Origin of the sequence: Planococcus maitriensis (assembly GCF_003289925.1) — a bacterium.
Taxonomy (GTDB): domain Bacteria; phylum Bacillota; class Bacilli; order Bacillales_A; family Planococcaceae; genus Planococcus; species Planococcus maitriensis.
Window position 1 is genome coordinate 1,158,259 of the sequence record NZ_QLZQ01000001.1, and the last position, 18,237, is coordinate 1,176,495.

The window sequence follows — 18,237 nt, forward strand, 5'->3', positions numbered from 1 at the left end:
TCTATGGTATACTTTGCGGTATTGAAACTACAAATGAAATGAGGGCCAGCATGAAGAAATTTGAAGAAAAAACACTCCATAGCGAACGATTGTATGAAGGCAAGGTCATCAATTTGAAAGTTGACGATGTAACGCTGCCAAATGGCAAACAATCGAAGCGCGAATTGATCGAACACCCGGGAGCAGTGGCTGTCATCGCATTGACAGAGGAAAAGAAAATCATCATGGTCGAACAATACCGCAAAGCGCTCGAACGCTCACTGGTCGAAATCCCGGCGGGGAAGCTGGAACCTGGTGAAGCGCCTGATTATACCGCCATGCGTGAGTTGGAAGAAGAAACAGGCTATTCAGCGGACAAGCTCGAGAAAGTGATCAGTTTTTCGACATCTCCCGGCTTTGCAGATGAAGTGGTGCACGTGTTTTTTGCAAGCGGATTGCATCGTGCGGAGAACGGCGCCGTGACGGACGATGATGAATTCGTGGAATTGCTGGAAGTGACGGTGGAAGAAGCGGAAGGGTTGATCAGGAACGAACGGATCTACGATGCGAAAACAGCATATGCGGTGCAATGGGTCAAAGACTACTTGTCAGATAAGAATTAATCCAATTACTAGATAATAATGATTCTAAATAATAAACGGCATCGATTGTTGTAATCGAGAACGCCCTTTTGATATAATGAATACAGTTTGAGGGAGGGCGTCGCATGGAAACAAGGATAGATCGTATAAAAAAGCAATTACACGCTGCGAGTTATAAGCTGACGCCACAGCGTGAAGCAACGGTACGGATATTATTGGATCATGAAGAAGACCATCTGAGTGCTGAAGATGTCTATCTTTTGGTCAAAGACATCGCACCGGAAATCGGCTTGGCTACGGTATACCGTACGTTGGAACTTCTGACCGAATTGAAAATTGTCGATAAAATAAATTTTGGGGATGGCGTTTCCCGTTATGATTTGCGTCAGGAAGGCGCAGCACACTTTCATCACCATCTTGTCTGCCTGGAGTGCGGGGCTGTGGATGAAATACAGGAAGATTTGCTTGAAGATGTCGAAGCAGTCGTGGAAAAGCGCTGGAACTTCCAGATCAAAGACCACCGTCTGACCTTTCATGGCATTTGCTGGCGCTGCAATGATTCGGGTGCTGAAAAGCCGGAAAAAGACGCATAAAAGACGGCCTGCAAAAGGCCGTCTTTTTTCATCTTCATATAGCAAAGGATGAAAAGGAGGAGATTAAATGAAGGATGCAAAAGATGCACTTGATGATTATTTGCATTTTCTCCGTGTGGAAAGGCAGCTGGCTGATAATACGCTGACTTCATATGAACGCGACTTAAAGGTTTACATACAGTATATGAGTGAAGTCGAGCAATTGAATCGGCTGGGGGACATCGAGCGCGTACATATCTTGAATCATCTGCGCCATCTGCAGGAAATGGCGAAAACTTCGCGCACAGTGGCAAGGCATATTTCCTCGATCCGCAGTTTCCACCAATTTTTGATCCGGGAAAAACGCAGCGATTCGGATCCGACCGTCCATCTGGAAATGCCTCAAATGGACAAGAAGCTGCCCAACATCTTATCTATAGAAGAAATCGATGCGTTACTGAATTCGCCGGATACGTCAAAAGCCAGCGGGCTGCGAGACCGGGCCATGCTGGAATTGCTTTATGCGAGCGGCATGCGGGTCAGTGAATGCATTAACTTGGACATGGAAGATGTCCATTTGACGATGGGCTTCGTCCGGTGCATAGGAAAAGGCGGTAAGGAACGGATCATCCCGCTCGGCAGGGCTGCACTTGAAGCGAACCGCGAATACATCGAATCAGGACGTCTCGCCTTGAGAGACCCTTCCGAGAAAACGGATGCCCTGTTCATCAACCAGCGCGGCAAACGTTTAACACGACAAGGTTTTTGGAAATTGTTGAAACAGCATGCACAAAAAGCGGGCATCCAGAAAGAATTGACGCCTCACACATTGCGCCATTCATTTGCGACCCATTTGATTGAAAATGGGGCAGACCTGCGTGCCGTACAGGAAATGCTAGGACACGCCGATATTTCGACGACCCAGATCTACACCCATGTCAGCAAAACGCGTTTAAAAGACGTATATTCGCAATTTCATCCTCGCGCATGATAGAGGTCTGACTTCCGACGTGGGTGATTCTTGTGATAGAATAAAAGGGCAAATAAGGAGGAACTTACATGACAATGAAACCGTTTACTCGTATACATTTAATCGTTTTGGATTCTGTTGGCATCGGCGAAGCGCCCGATGCTGAAGCGTTTGGCGACAAAGGCGCGGATACGCTCGGCCATATTGCGCAATCCGTCGGCGGACTCAAGATGCCGAATATGGAAAAACTGGGACTTGCCAATATCGTTCCGGTCAAAGGGCTCGAGGCACAAGGAACGCCAGCCGCCCATTTCGGCCGTTTGCAGGAGGCATCTGTCGGAAAAGATACGATGACAGGGCACTGGGAAATCATGGGCCTTAATATCGATACACCGTTCAAAGTATATCCGGAAGGCTTCCCGCAAGAATTGATCGATAAGCTTGAACAGGCGACAGGCCGAAAAGTCATCGGCAATAAACCGGCAAGCGGTACTGAGATCCTCGATGAACTCGGCCAGGAGCACATGGAAACGGGCGCGTTGATTGTCTATACGTCCGCTGACCCGGTTCTGCAAATTGCCGCGCACGAAGAAGTGATTCCGCTAGAGGAGCTGTACCGGATCTGCGAAACGGCACGTGAATTGACACTGGACCCGGAATTCTTGGTCGGGCGCGTCATTGCACGCCCATTCCTTGGCGAACCAGGCGCGTTCAAGCGCACGTCCAACCGCCACGATTATGCCTTGACGCCGTTTGACCGGACCGTCATGAATGAACTCGAAGACGCCGGCAAAGACGTCATTGCGATCGGCAAAATCAACGATATCTACAACGGCGCCGGTGTGACGGAAGCCTTAAGAACAGCGGATAACGCAGACGGCATGGACAAACTTATTCAGGTCGTAGAGAAAGACTTCACTGGCCTGAGCTTTTTGAATCTCGTCGACTTCGATGCGCTTTTCGGGCACCGCAGAGACCCGGAAGGCTATGCACAAGCACTGGAAGCGTTCGATGAGCGCCTGCCGGAAGTGCTGCAAGGCTTGCGCGAAGACGATTTGCTGCTCATTACAGCAGACCACGGGAACGACCCGACATTCCCGGGCACGGACCATACGCGTGAATATGTACCGCTCCTTGCGTTTTCCCCTCGTTTCAACGGCGGAGGCGATCTTGGGACAGGGCCGACATTTGCGGATATCGGCGCGACCATTGCCGATAATTTTGCGTGTGAACTGCCAAAATTCGGCACAAGCTTTTTATCGAAACTAAACTGAAAAGGCGGTAATGATCGATGAGAATGGTGGATTTGATCGAAAAGAAACGGGACGGCCATGAGCTGTCCACAGAAGAAATCCGTTTTATCGTCTCTGGTTATACGGAGGGCGAAATCGCCGATTATCAGATGAGCTCATTCTTGATGGCGGTGTTTTTCCGGGATATGAGTGAGCGTGAACGGGCAGATTTGACCATGGCGATGGTGGAATCAGGCGACCAGATCGATTTGTCTGATATCGAAGGCATCAAAGTGGACAAGCATTCAACAGGAGGCGTCGGCGACACGACAACTTTGGTGCTCGGGCCCCTTGTTGCTGCATGCGGTGTGCCGGTCGCGAAAATGAGCGGCAGAGGACTTGGCCACACCGGCGGGACGATCGACAAGCTCGAAGCGATCGACGGTTTCCATGTGGAGCTGTCTACACAGGATTTCATCCGCCAAGTCAATGAACACAAATTGGCGGTAATCGGCCAGAGCGGCAATTTGACGCCTGCTGATAAGAAAATGTATTCCTTGCGTGATGTAACAGCTACTGTCAACAGCATCCCGCTCATCGCCAGTTCGATCATGAGCAAGAAAATCGCAGCCGGAGCAGATGCTATCGTCCTTGACGTGAAAACAGGCGAAGGCGCATTCATGAAAACCGAAGAAGATGCAAAGAAACTGGCGCACGCCATGGTCGGTATCGGCAATGCAACAGGTCGCAAAACGATGGCCATCATTTCGGATATGAGCCAGCCGCTCGGATATGCGATCGGCAATGCGCTGGAAGTGAAGGAAGCGATTGAAACGCTGCAAGGAAAAGGCCCGGAAGATCTGACGGAGCTATGCCTCGCGCTCGGCAGCCAGATGGTCGTTGTCGGCGGCAAAGCAGGAACTTTGGAAGAAGCGCGCGCCATGCTAGAAAGCGTCATCAAAGACGACTCTGCATTACAAGCTTTCCGCCAATTGATCGAAGACCAGGGCGGCAATCCAGCTGTGGTGGATGATCCCACGCTATTGCCGCAAGCGCAATTCGTCACCGAACTTCCTGCAAAGCAAGACGGCTATATTTCCTTTATGGAAGCTGATGAAATCGGGACAGCTGCCATGGTGCTCGGCGCGGGCCGCGCAGCGAAGGATTCGGTCATCGATCTGTCGGTCGGCTTGGTGCTGCACAAGAAAGTCGGCGATTTCGTCAAAAAAGGCGAAGCCTTGGCCACCATCTATTCCAACACACAAGACCTCGCAGAATGCCAGGAAATGTTATACAATAGTATCGAGTATTCAAACGAGCCGGTTGAACCGATTCAACTCGTCTCCGCTTTGATCACCGATTAAACGAATCTTGCTGGGTCCAGGCCCGGCAGGATTTTTACTTTACATAGCCCAGGGGGAGTCGACATGCATCTATACGGGACACAATCAATCAACGAGAAAGGCCATTTGACGATCGGGGGAGTAGACACGGTAGACCTTGCAGCACAATATGGCACGCCGCTTTTTGTCTATGACATCGCATTATTCCGCGAACGCGCACAAGCGTTCCAGCAAACCTTCCAAAACGAACAAGTCGGTTATCAAGTCGCTTATGCCAGCAAAGCTTTCTCCGGCATCGCCATCTACCAAGTCGCGGCACAAGAAGGGCTGTCGCTCGATGTCGTGTCCGGCGGCGAACTTTACACGGCGATCCAAAGCGGGTACCCGAAAGAGAAAATCCACTTCCATGGCAATAACAAGAGCCAAGCGGAAATCGACATGGCTTTCGATGAAGAAATCGGCTGCATCGTCGTCGATAATTTCCACGAAATTGATTTATTGAAAAAAACGGCGGAACGGCGCCAGCAGAGAATGAAGATCCTGCTTCGTGTCACGCCGGGCATTGAAGCCCATACGCATGATTACATCACGACCGGCCAGGAAGATTCAAAATTCGGGTTCGATTTGAACAATGGCCAAGCAGATCGCGCTTTCGAGGAAACCCATGCCCATGAATTCCTCGATTTGATTGGCCTCCATTGCCATATCGGGTCGCAGATTTTCGATACTGCCGCGTTCCAGATGGCTTCCGAAAAGCTGTTGCTGAAAATGGCTGCCTGGCAGCAGAACCATTCCTATACATGCACTGTGCTGAATTTGGGCGGAGGCTTCGGCATCCGCTATACAGAAGAAGATGCTCCGCTTGAACCTGCGGTGTATGTGAAAGACATGATCCGTACGGTCAAAACGGCATCCGAAGGGGCCGGGTTCCCAGTCCCGGAGATTTGGATCGAGCCGGGCCGTTCATTGATCGGCGACGCTGGCACGACGCTTTACACGGTCGGCTCGACAAAAGATGTGCCGGATACACGGCGCTATGCAGCGGTCGACGGCGGAATGTCCGACAATATCCGCCCTGCACTGTACGGCGCGAAATACAGTTCATTGCTCGCTAACCGTGCCCAAGAACAGGCAGGGCAAGTGTATACGATTGCAGGGAAATGCTGTGAATCCGGCGACAAGCTTATCGAAGAAGCCGAGTTGCCGGAAGTTACTGCCGGGGATATCCTGGCTGTTTTCTGCACCGGCGCCTACGGCTATTCCATGGCGAGCAATTACAACCGGATCACCCGCCCGGCAGTCGTTTTTGCGGAAGGCGGCAAGCATCAGCTCGTCATCCGGCGGGAAAGCTTTGAAGACTTGATCAAAAATGAAGTGGGGTATATGCAGGAGGGGGCTAAGCGTTGAGAAAACAGAACATCATGCTGTTCCTGTTCGTCCTGGTGATGGCGTTCGCCTGGGGCATCGCCTATTGGCTGTTCTTTGCGGACAATGTCACGGGCGGCTGACCTGGCATAAACTTGAGTTATTGTGGCGTTTATAGTAGTATGGGTAGAGCTGCTTTTAAGATGAAAATGAGGGATCAATTATGTTATACAGATACAAAAAATCATTTGAAAAGATCGCCATGGGCTTGTTGTCTTTCATGCCCAAAGAGCGCGAACTGAAAAAGCTGCAGCAGACCATGCACATCTACGAGGAAAATCCGGAATGGCAATTGTTCCTCTGGAAAAAAAGAGGATGATTTTGTCGGATTGTTAGGTGTGGAAGTCGCAGATGATCATTACACCATCCATCATGTATCAGTGAATCCATCCCATCGGGGCGATGGGATCGGCCATCAGATGATCGACAAGATTCAAGATATGATGCAGCACCGGGAAATGCGGGCTACAGATGAAACCGAAGCTTTCCTGAATAAATGCCCAGTAAAAAAAGGCGGCCTTTAATTCTTAAAGGTTCCGCCTTTTTTTCTGTTGCCGGAGCGCAATGATTTCGCTTCGGTCGCGCAGCCGGTGCTTATGCATCAGATAATATTCATCATGTGCAGGGGCAAGATACTGCTGTCTGCGTTCTTCGATCGCTTGGATCAGGTCTCCCGGCAAGAGCGGAAGGTCGCGGTGTTCGAATGGTTCGCGGTCGGTGACTCCCTGTATCGATTCGTTCAGGAGCCGGGTCAGTTGCTGATGGTCGAAGCCTTCGGTCCAAATGCCCGCCTCGGCTAGTTTCGGTTTGGCCCGGATAAGCGAACGGAGCGCACCCGGATAATTGCTGCGGCGCCAATGGTACATGCCCACCGCCAATTGGATCCATCCGGTCAACGGATGTGTCTTGTCTCTCGGTGCTATTTGCTTCCAATACTCTTCGCCGACTTCATGGCATTCGAAATAATCTTTTTCATCATTGAAGTGAATGATGTACTGAAGGAATAAGGGATGGTTAAGCGGATGCATTTCGATCTCCTTTCTTTTATAATCAGTTATAGCACGAATATGAACAGTCAGGTGGTAGTCGCATGTCTTATGAAGTGAAAGTGGATGCCTTTGAAGGCCCGCTTGATTTATTATTGCATTTAATCCATCGTTTGGAAATCGATATTTACGATATACCCGTTTCACAAATCACTACACAGTATATGGAGCATATCCGTGCAATGCAAGTGCTCGAACTTAATGAAGCGAGCGAATACTTGGTGATGGCGGCGACCTTGCTGGCAATCAAGAGCAAAACGCTGCTGCCGGTACATGAAGGGGAAATCGATGAAGTCGATTATGAATTCGATGAAGAAGACCCCCGCGATGAGTTGGTGTCGCGGCTGATCGAGTACAAGAAATACAAGGAGGCGGCCGGCGAACTAAAAAAACTGGAAAATGAGCGGGCGGTGCTTTATTCAAAAGCGCCTGCTGATCTATCGGAACTCCAGCAGCCTGATGCCATGGATTATGATGCCAATGCCTACGACATGCTCGGGGCATTCCAGAAGATGCTGCGCCGGAAACAATTGAGGGCACCGCTTTCGACACGTGTCGCACGCCAGGAAGTGTCCATCAGGGAACAGATGGGCTCGATGGTCGAACGATTGAAATCATTCAAAGGACGGGCAAATTTTTCCGAACTTTTCCCTTCTGATGACCAAGCGGTGCTCGTCGTTTCGTTTTTGTCCTTGCTTGAATTGATGAAACGGCAAGTGATTATGGTCGAACAGCAAAAGAATTTCACCGAATTGTCGGTGGAACTGAGAAAGGAAACGTGGCAAGATGAAGAAGAACCTATTGGCCCAAATTGAAGCATTGCTTTTTGTCACAGGAGATGACGGCATGAGTTTCAGCCAATTGCAGTTTTTGACGGAAGCAGACGCGCAACAAGTGGAGCAGGCGCTGGCGGAATTGAAAACGCGATATAACGATGAATCGGCAGGAGTGACGCTGAAAGAACTGGCAGGCGTTTATCAATTGGTGACCAAGCCGGAAATGGCGGAAACCATCCAGAAGCTGGTAGAGAATCCCACTCCTCAATCATTGTCGCAAGCTTCGCTTGAAGTGCTGGCGATCGTGGCGTATAAACAACCGATCACCAGGGTCGAGCTGGAGGATTTGCGCGGCGTGAAAAGCGAAAAAGCGCTGGCCACTCTCGCTGCCAAAGGCTTGATTCAGGAATGCGGGCGCGCTGAAGGGACGGGCCGTGCCATCTTGTATGGCACGACCGGCGAATTCCTCAATTATTTCGGACTAAAGAACTTGGAGGAACTGCCTCCGCTGCCTGAAGAGATGGCTGAAGAACCCGAAGAAGACACCGATCTCTTCATGACGAAATTCCAAGAAGCCTTCAAAGAAGAAGTAAATGCATAGGAGCTTACTGGGAAGACTGGGACGCATCAACAGTCTTCTTTTCTTTTGAGCGATGCGCTTTCTCTTTCACCGGAATTATGCCATAATTCCGGTTAGAAAGACCGCGAAGAACGTGAATCGGCCGCCTATGCAGCCGGTATTTAAACAGATGGGGTGAACAGGAAATGGAAAGATTGCAGAAAGTGATGGCGCATGCAGGAATTGCATCTAGGCGCAAAGCAGAACAAATGATTCTGGATGGAAAAGTGAAAGTGAACGGAAAGACCGTCAAGGAGTTGGGTGTCAAAGTGACACCGTCCGATAAAATCGAAGTGGAAGGCGTCCAGATGGAAAAAGAACGCAAAGTATACTTCCTTCTATACAAGCCTCGCGGTGTCATTTCGGCAGTGTCAGATGACAAGAACCGCAAGGTCGTGACGGATTTCTTCCCGAACGTCGAAGAGCGGATCTATCCTGTCGGGCGGCTCGACTATGATACATCAGGCTTATTGCTATTGACAAACGACGGCGAATTCGCCAATAGTTTGACGCACCCGAAATTCGAAATCGACAAGACCTACGTGGCGCGCCTGAAAGGCATTCCATCCAAGGAAGACCTCCAGAAGCTGGAGCGGGGGATCAAACTGGAAGACGGCATGACTGCGCCGGCGAAAGTGAAATTATTATCAGCCGATGCGAAGTCCGCAAAAGCGATTGTCCAGATTACGATCCACGAAGGCCGCAACCGGCAAGTCCGCCGGATGTTCGAAGCGATTGGCTTTCCAGTACAGAAACTGAGCCGTGAACAATTCGCCTTCTTGACATTGCATAGCTTGAATGCCGGCGAATCGAGAGAGCTAAGCCCTCACGAAGTGAAGCAATTGCGCGTGCTTGCGGATACAGGCAAACGGCGCTAACGTTCACAAACCCTTCAAAACTGTAGTCAGGCGCCCTTTGAAACTTTGCTATAATTGATGTGCATCCAATCCTTCGAAGGAGGATCTTTATGAGTACGGAGAAAAAAAGAAACAAGAAGAAAAACCGGACGATCATGCGCTCCGTTATTTTGCTGCTATTGGTCGCGGCCATCGGTTACACGATCTACAATAGTGTGACAGCCGATGAAGTGGAAGTGCTGAAAGTGGGAGACCCGGCACCGGATTTCACCTTGACGGATCTTGACGGGGAAACCCATAAGCTATCCGATTACAAAGGACAGGGCGTGTTCCTGAATTTCTGGGGCACATGGTGTGAACCGTGCATCAAGGAAATGCCCGCAATGGCTAACCAGTACGAAGTATATGAAGATCAAGGCGTCCAGATCCTTGCGGTGAATATTGCGCAATCGAATTTTGAAGTAGAGACGTTCGCGCGTCAATACGGCCTCAATTTCCCGATTGTCATCGACCGCGATAAAAGCGTCATGACTGCATATAATATCCGTCCGCTTCCAACGACCATGCTGGTGAATCCGCAAGGCGAAATCCAGCGCATCGTGACCGGTGAAATGACAGAGCAGGATATCGCAGGTTTTATGGAAGAAATCAAACCTGAATAAGGAGATTTTTGGGATGGACAAATTGATTTGCAAATGCGGCCATGAAAACCCGCCAGGCACAATTCTCTGTGAATCGTGCGGCCGGCCGCTCAATGAACAAGAACAAAGTAAAAAGTTGGCAGACATGCGCTATGAAGGAACGGCAAGGCGTTCCCAGACGTATAACAAATCGATTATCGACAAAATTTGGAATTTCTTTTCCAGCGTTAAAATAGGCGTCGGAATCATCGTCGTCTTATTGGTCGCAGCCGCTGTCGGAACGATCCTGCCTCAGAAACAATATGTGCCCGCCGCGACGGATGCGGACATCGAAGCTTATTATACCGATATTTACGGATCTGTCGGGACTGTGTATCATGCGCTTGGCTTCCATGACCTATATAATTCCTTCTGGTTTATCGGGCTTGTCGGTATGCTGGCAATCTCGCTGATCATCGCGAGCCTTGACCGATTTGTGCCGCTCTATAAATCATTGAAAAACCAGCGGGTGCTGCGCCACTCCAGCTTCATGCGCAAACAGCGCATCCTGGCGGAAGGCCCGGGGGAAGCGGATACGCTCAAAAAAGCAGAAGAGAAATTAGCCGAATTGAAATATAAGGTGTCGACCGATAAAAACGGCTTGCTTGCTGAAAAAGGCCGTTTTTCGCGGTGGGGCCCTTATATTAACCACATCGGGTTGATCATTTTCCTATTCGGGGTCATGCTGCGCATGATGCCTGGTTTCTATGTCGACGAAACGCTGTGGATCCGTGAAGGCGAGACGCGTGCGATCCCGGATGCCCCCGGCTATGTGCTAGAGAGCAAGGGGTTTACTTTGGAAACCTACACAGGTGAAGGCGAAGAAGAGAAATTCGGTGAAGCGATCGACCGCGTCGGAACGGTAGCGAAAAATTACCAGACGGATGTCGTGCTCTACAAAATTCCTGAGGGTGCATTGCCAGGCGATACAGCCGATATGGAAGTGGTTGAAGAACACGCCATCCGCGTCAACCAGCCGTTCAAATTCGATGGCTACGCTTTATATCAGATGGATTTCCAGCAGGACGAGCTAAAAACGATGAGTTTTGCGCTTCAGAATAAGGAAACAGGTGAAAGCCGCGGAGACTTGACGATCGATTTGGTAAATCCGGAAACCACTTACGAACTTGAAGACGGCTCGGTTGTGGAATTGCTCGGCTACTATCCTGATTTTTCAGGTTTTGAAAACGGTGAACCGCAAACAGCGACACCGCTGCCGAAAAATCCCGGCTTCCTCGTGAAAATGACGACTCCGGATACACCGGATGGCGAAACGAGTTTCATCACCATCCAGAACACCGTCGAACCACTCGGCGATAACGAATACAAACTTGCCTTCCAGGGGGTCGAAACCCGTGATGCGTCAGGCTTGACGGTGCGAAAAGACCGCACCTTGCCGATACTCGGGCTCGGGGGCTTGATCTTCATGATCGGCGTGGCACAAGGCATGTACTTCAACCACCGCCGCTTCTGGATCCAGCAGCAGGCAGATGGCAGCATCTTGCTTGCGGGCCATACAAACAAGAACTGGTTCGGACTTAAGAAAGACCTGGACCAGGTGACTGAACACGCTTCTCTTCCGGCATATCGCGACCAACAGGAAGACATGGAAGCACAGGAGAAAGGGGAAGGTGAACAATTGACATGACACTAGCCGATATCAGTTCCAATCTATTATACGCTGCCTTCATCGCCTACCTGATCGCGACATTTGTATTCGGTGGGGCCGTTAAAGGCAATAAAAAAGGCACCTACAAATCTGAACAGCGCTGGGGCAAAGTTGCCATCACCATTACGGTCATCGGCTTCCTTGCGCAATTAGGCTATTTCATCACGCGGTGGATGGTCACTGGCCATGCGCCGATCAGTAATATGTTCGAATTCACGACAGCATTCGGAATGACGCTTGTCGGCGGATTCATTATCATCTATGCATTATATAAAACCGCAGTGCTCGGGATGATCGTCTTGCCGATCGCGTTATTGATCATTGCTTATGCAAGCATGTTCCCGAGTGAAGTGAGCCCGCTGATTCCAGCGCTTCAGACGAATTGGCTGGCAATCCATGTCATCACGGTCGTCGTCGCGGAAGGGATTCTTGCGATCAGTGCGGCGGCAGGTTTGATTTATCTGCTCAAAGTCGTCGATCAAAAGAAAAAAACGAAGCAGCGCTTCTGGCTCGAAGCCATCATGTATTCGCTCGTCCTGGTCCTTGGTTTTGTGGTGACCAGCACATTCTTTACCTTGACGAATTATGAGGCGGATTTCGCTTATGTCAATAAAGACGGCCAACCTTCAGAAATCACTTACAATATGCCGGCAATATTCGGCATGAACGAATTCGAAGCAATGACAGACGGGGCGTTTACGCCGCTAGTGGAAATGCCGCCGATTGTCCACGCCGGAAAATTGACGACCGTGTTCTGGTCGGTCATGGTCGGGACCGTGCTGTACGCATTGATCCGGCTGGTCTTCCGCAAACGGATTTCCGAAATGCTGCAGCCGTTTACGAAAAACGTCAATCTGCAGCTCATGGATGAAATCAATTACCGGTCGATCATCATCGGCTTCCCCATTTTCTCTCTAGGGGCTTTGATCTTCGCCATGATCTGGGCGCAAATCGCATGGTCGCGCTTCTGGGGCTGGGACCCGAAAGAAGTATGGGCGCTCGTTACATTCTTGTTCTACGCAGCGTATTTGCACTTGCGGCTTGGCAGAGGCTGGGCAGGCGAAAAGTCTGCTTGGCTTGCGGTCATCGGTTTTGTCATCATCATGTTCAACTTGGTGGCAGTCAACTTGATTATTGCCGGACTGCATTCATACGCTTGACGCCGAAAGCCTTTTCCTTTCACGGAAAAGGCTTTTCGTTTATTTTTGGAACCCTTATCGGTACAATGAAAGGTATAGAGACGAAAGTTGGAGGGATTAGGATGTCTGAAGAAATTACAATTCTTGTAGTGGATGATGAAGAGAGGATCCGCCGCCTGTTGAAGATGTATCTCGAGCGTGAAGGATATATAGTCGAAGAAGCTGAAAACGGCGTGGAAGCATTGGAAAAAGCGATGGAGACGGATTACCATTGCATCCTGCTCGATCTCATGATGCCTGAAAAAGACGGCATCGAAGTGGCAACTGAACTTCGTGAGACGAAAATGACGCCGATCATCATGCTGACGGCTAAAGGCGAGGAAGCGAACCGTGTGGAAGGGTTCGAATCCGGGGCGGATGATTATATCGTCAAGCCATTCAGCCCGCGGGAAGTGGTGTTGCGCGTGAAAGCGATTTTACGCCGCTCATCTGCGTATTCGCCTTCTACGAGTTCGACTGTCTCGAAAGACTTGGTCGTGTTTCCGCATCTGACGATCGACCACGACGCGCACCGCGTAACGGCAGACGGCGTGGAAGTGAACCTGACCCCGAAAGAATATGAACTTCTGTATTTCCTGGCCAAATCCCCGGACAAGGTGTTCGACCGGGAGCATCTGCTCAAAGAAGTATGGCATTATGACTTTTTCGGCGATTTGCGTACCGTGGATACCCACGTCAAACGCTTGCGTGAAAAATTGAACCGCGTGTCGGAATCCGCCGCTAAAATGATCGTCACCGTATGGGGTGTCGGATACAAATTCGAGGTCGGCAATGAATAGAATATGGAATAGCATCGTCGGGAAGCTGTGGGTAACCATTTTGCTTCTCGTTTCCTTTGTCCTGTTTATCGTGACGGTGCTGCTGTTGGAGTTTCTGGGTAATTTCCATAGCGAGACGGTAGAAGAAGCGCTTCACAATGAGGCGAATATGATAGCCCGGATCTTCAATGACCACTCCGGGGAAGGCAATTTGTCCATCGTTGACGAAGTGTTAGGACCAGAAACCAATGCAGTCATCGCTGAAGAACCGGGGGAAATCTCCTATTATTTGCACGATGGGTTGAATGGGGAGGAAATAAGGGAAAAGATTGTCAGCGAAAATGAATTCCAAAAAGTGTTCGAAAGCGATGAAACCGTAACGAAAGAAATGCTGTTGCCTTCCTTATCGGAAGCAGACCGGATGGAATCGTATATAGTCATGGCTTCGCCCCTTCAGACGAGTGATGAACTTCACGGGACGGTTTTCATTTACCAGTCATTGGAAGTGATGGACCGCACGGCTGAAAGGACGACCAACATCGTTTTCCTGTCCGCATTCATCGCTTTATTACTGACGACGTTTTTTGCGTTTTTCCTGTCGACTCGCATCACTTCCCCGCTGCGCAATATGCGTGAAGGGGCATTTGAATTGGCGAAAGGGAATTTCGACACGAAAGTGAAAGTCTCTTCGGGAGATGAAATCGGCCAATTGGCGATTGCCTTTAACCAGATGGGCCGCCAGCTGAAACATCATCTCGAAGTGATCAATCAGGAAAAAGAACAATTATCGAGCATCTTGACCTCGATGGCGGATGCCGTAATCACCTTCAATCAGGACAAGACGATCCTGTTGAGCAATCCGCCGGCAGAAAAGCTGCTCCGGCAATGGCTCTTTAAAGACGGGACGACCGATGCCAATGCATTGCCATCGGAAATGCTCCATATGCTCGACCATGTCCTGACGTTCCAGGAGGAAATCGAGGAAGAACTTGAAATTGAAGGGGCTTATTATGCGGTCAATTTCAGCCCGCTTTATAGTGGCGAAAGCGTACGCGGAGCGGTGGCCGTACTCCATAATATGACCGAACAGCACCGTCTCGAGAAGCTGCGTGAAGATTTCATCGCCAATGTATCCCATGAACTGCGGACGCCGATCGCTATGCTGCAGGGCTATAGCGAAGCTTTGCTCGATGACGTCGGCGCAAGTGAAGAAGAGCGCAACGAAATGACCAAGATCATCTATGAGGAATCCCAGCGCATGGGACGGCTCGTCACTGACCTGTTGAACTTGGCGCGGTTGGAATCTGGCCATATGCGCCTCTATAAGGAATTGGTGCAATTCAATAATGCCATCGAGCGGATGACCTTGAAATTCAGCCAAGCGGCGAAAGAAAAAGGCATCGAGCTGAGCTTCACGACTGAACTCGATGACTGGGCGGCTGCCGAACTGGATGAAGACCGCATCGAACAGGTCATGACGAATTTGATCGATAATGCGCTTCGCCATACCCCCCAGGGAGGGCAAGTGCTTGTGCATGTCGAAAACATGGGAGACTGCGCAAAAGTTTCGATCAACGACACCGGCGCCGGAATTTCGGAGAAAGACCTGGAATTTGTTTTTGAGCGCTTCTATAAAGCCGACAAGGCAAGAACGCTCGGTAAGGGCGGCACTGGGCTCGGTCTTGCGATTGCCAGTAATATCATCAAAGCGCATTCGGGAGAAATCCGTGCCGAAAGTAAATTCGGCGAAGGCACGTCGTTTATCTTCACATTGCCGTTGAAGGCGATGTAACTTTTCTGCTGTCGCGACGACTAATCCAAGGAACGGGGGGAGCTGCGTGAATGACTCCGTGTTTCATCGGCTATACGATCAATACCATCAGGATGTCTTTCAGTTTTTAGTGTATTTAGTGAAGGACCGTCATGTGGCAGAAGATCTGATGCATGAAGTATATGTAAGGGTGCTGCGCGCTTATGACCGTTTCCAGGGAAAGAGTTCAGAAAAAACATGGCTCTTCTCGATCGCTAAAAATGTCGCAATCGACCATTTCCGCAAGGCCGCAGTGAGGAAAAAGCATTCGATGGATTTCTTCGACTGGGAAACCCAGCAATTGGTGTCGACCGAACGGATTCCGGAAGAAGTTTCGTTGCTCAATGAAGACAAGATCCGCTTGTACCGAATGCTCGATTTCTGTACAGGCGACCAGAAGCTCGTCATCATCATGCGTTATTTCCAAGATCTCTCCATTGCGGAAACTGCCGAAGTCCTGGAGTGGTCGGAAGGCAAAGTCAAAACGACACAGCACCGGGCGATCCGGTCCCTCCGCCAAAAATTACTAGAAGCAGAAGGGGGAGGAGAATATGCCGAATGACAAATGGAACGATGAAGAAATCGAAAATTTGTTACGGGATTTCCCCAAAATACAAGACAGGCGGCCAAAAGCCGAAGTCTATAAAAAGCTTTCCAGAAAAGAGCGGATGCCTAAGCAGCCAAAGCGCTGGCTGCCGTTGCTTGTTGCCATAGTCGCATTCCTGAGCATTACGGTGCTCGTCGCCTCTTTGCTGCAGCAGAATGGAACCGACTCAAGCAGCGAGAGTGAAAGCAGTGAAGCGGAGTCGACAATGGCAACAGATGAGGCACCGACGGAACAAGCAGAACCGCCGGAAGGGCCAGGAGCTGAATCCGGCGGGGAGGCTAGCTTAGCCGTAGAAGAACCGGAAACACTGCGGACAGCGGTCTATGAGAGTGATTTGGAAGATGCCCATATTTTGCGCATCGGGCTCGCTTATCAAGGCTATGTGGTGCCGGCAAGTTTTGTCGTACCTAAACAGCTGGCCGGTACGGCAGAGCCGGACAGTCTTGGGCTGTATGAAAATTTCGCCGGGCAGATCGACGAATCCGGACTGGGCTTTGATGAGTACCACCCTTATGAAGGCGAGCTTCAGCAAGTCGGTTCGACGATCAGCCATTTCCTGCCGGACGGCCATTCCTATGATCAAGGTTCGTCTTCCACTTTGCTGTATCTGAATAGTTTAGAGGAAACGTTCATGGATCTGCAGGAAATCCGGGTATTGACTGAAGATGGCGAGACAGCCCAATTATCCCATGTCGGGACAGTTGAACCAATCGTCCCCGGTGAACAAGGGCAAAGTTTCTATTTGATCGAATCATCGACAGGCGATTGGTATATGGCCCCCGCTTACGGCATGTCAGCGGGGAACGTGCAGGAGGCGTTGATGGCGCTTCCTCAACCGCCGAACGACGATTACCGTTCACCGGTGCCGGAAGAGGTCAGTTATAGTGTCGAAGCGGAAGGGGCAGCCGCCATCTTGACATTCGAGGAGCCATTGGACTTCGAGGCGATGGATGGAACGGAGGCGATGCGCATGCTCGAAAGCATGGCGCTCACTGCCCATTCCTACGGTGCATCGCTGACCGTATCCAATACTGTGCAAACGGAATGGTCGGGCTTCGACTTCTCCGGCGAACTGGAACTGCCGCTTTCGCCCAACCGGATCGACTGGCCGGAAAAATAAAAATGACAGCAATGTAAGCAGTATGGTTTACATTGCTGTCATTTTTTTATAAGATTAACTTGTATAAAAAAATATCGATTCATCTTCGGGGCAGGGTGCAATTCCCTACCGGCGGTAATTGGACATAATGGTCCATCAGCCCGCGAGCCGTAAAAAGCAGGATTTGGTGAGATTCCAAAGCCGACAGTATAGTCTGGATGGGAGAAGGTGAAGGTGCGGACGCATGCCGTTTTTTATGGCAGACCGTTTATTTCAGTGTGCCTGACTCTCCCTTAAGTGAAACTTGCTTAAGGGATTTTTTATGGCAGCATGCGTTCCGAACCTTTCTTCTGGTGAATCACGACAAGGAGAGAGGAACATGAAGAACAAGAAATTGCAATCGATGATCGTCATCGGTATGCTGAGCAGCATCTCATTTGTGTTGATGCTTTTCAATTTCCCGCTGCCGGCATTACCGGCATTTCTGAAAGTGGATTTCAGTGACGTGCCTGCGCTGATCGCAGCAATCACGATGGGGCCAATAGCAGGCGTCTTGGTAGCATTCTTTAAAAATGTCTTGGACTGGGTTTTTTCAGGAAGCCCGACTGGCGTTCCTGTAGGGCATATGGCGAACTTCGCGACGAGCCTATTGTTCATTTTGCCGGTCTATGCAATCTACCGCAAAGTTTCCACTAAAAAAGGAATCGCCTTCGGTTTGGTCGTCGGGACCTTCTCGATGGCAATCGGCATGAGCCTGCTTAATTATTTCGTCTTTTTGCCGATGTACACGTATTTCCTGAACATGCCTGAACAGACAGGGAACGCATTGTATGCGACTATCGTTCTCGGGATCTTGCCGTTCAACTTGATCAAAGGCTTGGCGCTTACCACCGTCGTCTTATTGATCTTCGGCAGCATGCATACCTGGATCGAAAAACAACGTTCCTATTATTTATCATAAAAAGAAGCGGCTGGAAGATGATTCTTCCGGCCG

18 protein-coding genes, 1 pseudogene and 1 riboswitch are annotated in these 18,237 nt (G+C 50.1%); of the genes and pseudogenes, 18 read left to right on the forward strand and 1 reads right to left on the reverse strand.

Going from position 1 to position 18,237, the window contains the following annotated elements; all coding sequences use genetic code 11:
• Positions 1 to 50: 50 nt before the first annotated feature.
• From DP119_RS05590 to DP119_RS05620, 7 genes and pseudogenes are all read left to right on the forward strand, one after another.
• Positions 51 to 602 carry an NUDIX hydrolase gene (locus DP119_RS05590; RefSeq protein WP_112231592.1) on the forward strand — a complete coding sequence of 184 codons (552 nt, stop codon included), beginning with the start codon at positions 51 to 53 and terminating at the stop codon, positions 600 to 602.
• Positions 603 to 706: 104 nt separating this feature from the next.
• Positions 707 to 1,174, forward strand: a complete 468-nt coding sequence (gene fur, locus DP119_RS05595) for a ferric iron uptake transcriptional regulator (protein ID WP_112231594.1) — start codon at positions 707 to 709, stop codon at positions 1,172 to 1,174.
• Between the two features lie 67 nt (positions 1,175 to 1,241).
• Positions 1,242 to 2,144, forward strand: coding sequence for a site-specific tyrosine recombinase XerD (gene xerD, locus DP119_RS05600; RefSeq protein ID WP_112231596.1), 903 nt, complete (start codon positions 1,242 to 1,244; stop codon positions 2,142 to 2,144).
• A 68-nt stretch (positions 2,145 to 2,212) separates the two neighbouring features.
• On the forward strand, positions 2,213 to 3,397 hold the full coding sequence (deoB, locus tag DP119_RS05605) for a phosphopentomutase (protein ID WP_112231598.1): 1,185 nt from the start codon (positions 2,213 to 2,215) through the stop codon (positions 3,395 to 3,397).
• A gap of 17 nt (positions 3,398 to 3,414) precedes the next feature.
• On the forward strand, positions 3,415 to 4,719 hold the full coding sequence (locus DP119_RS05610) for a pyrimidine-nucleoside phosphorylase (RefSeq protein ID WP_112231601.1): 1,305 nt from the start codon (positions 3,415 to 3,417) through the stop codon (positions 4,717 to 4,719).
• Between the two features lie 63 nt (positions 4,720 to 4,782).
• A complete protein-coding gene (lysA, locus tag DP119_RS05615; RefSeq protein WP_112231603.1) occupies positions 4,783 to 6,105 on the forward strand; it encodes a diaminopimelate decarboxylase in 1,323 nt (440 codons plus the stop codon).
• A 181-nt stretch (positions 6,106 to 6,286) separates the two neighbouring features.
• A pseudogene (locus DP119_RS05620) lies at positions 6,287 to 6,647 on the forward strand (GNAT family N-acetyltransferase).
• A gap of 3 nt (positions 6,648 to 6,650) precedes the next feature.
• On the opposite strand, the gene DP119_RS05625 reads toward DP119_RS05620, so the two are convergent.
• Positions 6,651 to 7,151, reverse strand: a complete 501-nt coding sequence (locus tag DP119_RS05625; RefSeq protein ID WP_112231605.1) for a DUF309 domain-containing protein — start codon at positions 7,149 to 7,151, stop codon at positions 6,651 to 6,653.
• Positions 7,152 to 7,213: 62 nt separating this feature from the next.
• On the opposite strand from DP119_RS05625, the gene DP119_RS05630 reads away from it, so the two are divergent.
• The 11 genes from DP119_RS05630 (at position 7,214) to DP119_RS05680 (ending at position 18,204) form a co-directional block, all read left to right on the forward strand.
• Entirely contained in the window at positions 7,214 to 7,984 is a 771-nt protein-coding gene (locus tag DP119_RS05630) for a segregation/condensation protein A (RefSeq protein WP_112231607.1), read from the forward strand.
• The gene (gene scpB / locus DP119_RS05635) at positions 7,956 to 8,546 is read left to right on the forward strand and encodes an SMC-Scp complex subunit ScpB (protein WP_112231609.1); all 591 of its coding nucleotides are present in this window, start codon (positions 7,956 to 7,958) and stop codon (positions 8,544 to 8,546) included. The genes DP119_RS05630 and scpB overlap by 29 nt, the downstream gene beginning before the upstream one ends.
• A gap of 164 nt (positions 8,547 to 8,710) precedes the next feature.
• Positions 8,711 to 9,442 (forward strand): pseudouridine synthase, encoded by a 732-nt coding sequence (locus DP119_RS05640; RefSeq protein WP_112231611.1) that lies wholly within the window; start codon positions 8,711 to 8,713, stop codon positions 9,440 to 9,442.
• Positions 9,443 to 9,531: 89 nt separating this feature from the next.
• Entirely contained in the window at positions 9,532 to 10,083 is a 552-nt protein-coding gene (gene resA / locus DP119_RS05645; RefSeq protein WP_101190472.1) for a thiol-disulfide oxidoreductase ResA, read from the forward strand.
• A 13-nt stretch (positions 10,084 to 10,096) separates the two neighbouring features.
• Positions 10,097 to 11,749 (forward strand): cytochrome c biogenesis ResB family protein, encoded by a 1,653-nt coding sequence (locus tag DP119_RS05650; RefSeq protein WP_112231613.1) that lies wholly within the window; start codon positions 10,097 to 10,099, stop codon positions 11,747 to 11,749.
• Positions 11,746 to 12,930 (forward strand): c-type cytochrome biogenesis protein CcsB, encoded by a 1,185-nt coding sequence (ccsB, locus tag DP119_RS05655; protein WP_112231615.1) that lies wholly within the window; start codon positions 11,746 to 11,748, stop codon positions 12,928 to 12,930. The genes DP119_RS05650 and ccsB overlap by 4 nt, the downstream gene beginning before the upstream one ends.
• Positions 12,931 to 13,031: 101 nt before the next feature.
• Positions 13,032 to 13,748, forward strand: a complete 717-nt coding sequence (locus tag DP119_RS05660) for a response regulator transcription factor (RefSeq protein ID WP_112231618.1) — start codon at positions 13,032 to 13,034, stop codon at positions 13,746 to 13,748.
• Positions 13,741 to 15,519, forward strand: coding sequence for an ATP-binding protein (locus DP119_RS05665; protein WP_112231620.1), 1,779 nt, complete (start codon positions 13,741 to 13,743; stop codon positions 15,517 to 15,519). The genes DP119_RS05660 and DP119_RS05665 overlap by 8 nt, the downstream gene beginning before the upstream one ends.
• 46 nt (positions 15,520 to 15,565) lie before the next feature.
• On the forward strand, positions 15,566 to 16,099 hold the full coding sequence (sigX, locus tag DP119_RS05670) for an RNA polymerase sigma factor SigX (protein ID WP_112231622.1): 534 nt from the start codon (positions 15,566 to 15,568) through the stop codon (positions 16,097 to 16,099).
• Positions 16,089 to 17,264 (forward strand): hypothetical protein, encoded by a 1,176-nt coding sequence (locus DP119_RS05675; RefSeq protein ID WP_112231624.1) that lies wholly within the window; start codon positions 16,089 to 16,091, stop codon positions 17,262 to 17,264. Before sigX ends, DP119_RS05675 begins: the two co-directional genes overlap by 11 nt.
• Positions 17,265 to 17,341: 77 nt before the next feature.
• Positions 17,342 to 17,477: riboswitch (FMN riboswitch) on the forward strand.
• A gap of 145 nt (positions 17,478 to 17,622) precedes the next feature.
• Complete coding sequence (locus DP119_RS05680) at positions 17,623 to 18,204, forward strand: ECF transporter S component (RefSeq protein WP_112231626.1); 582 nt, start codon at positions 17,623 to 17,625, stop codon at positions 18,202 to 18,204.
• Positions 18,205 to 18,237 lie beyond the last annotated feature (33 nt).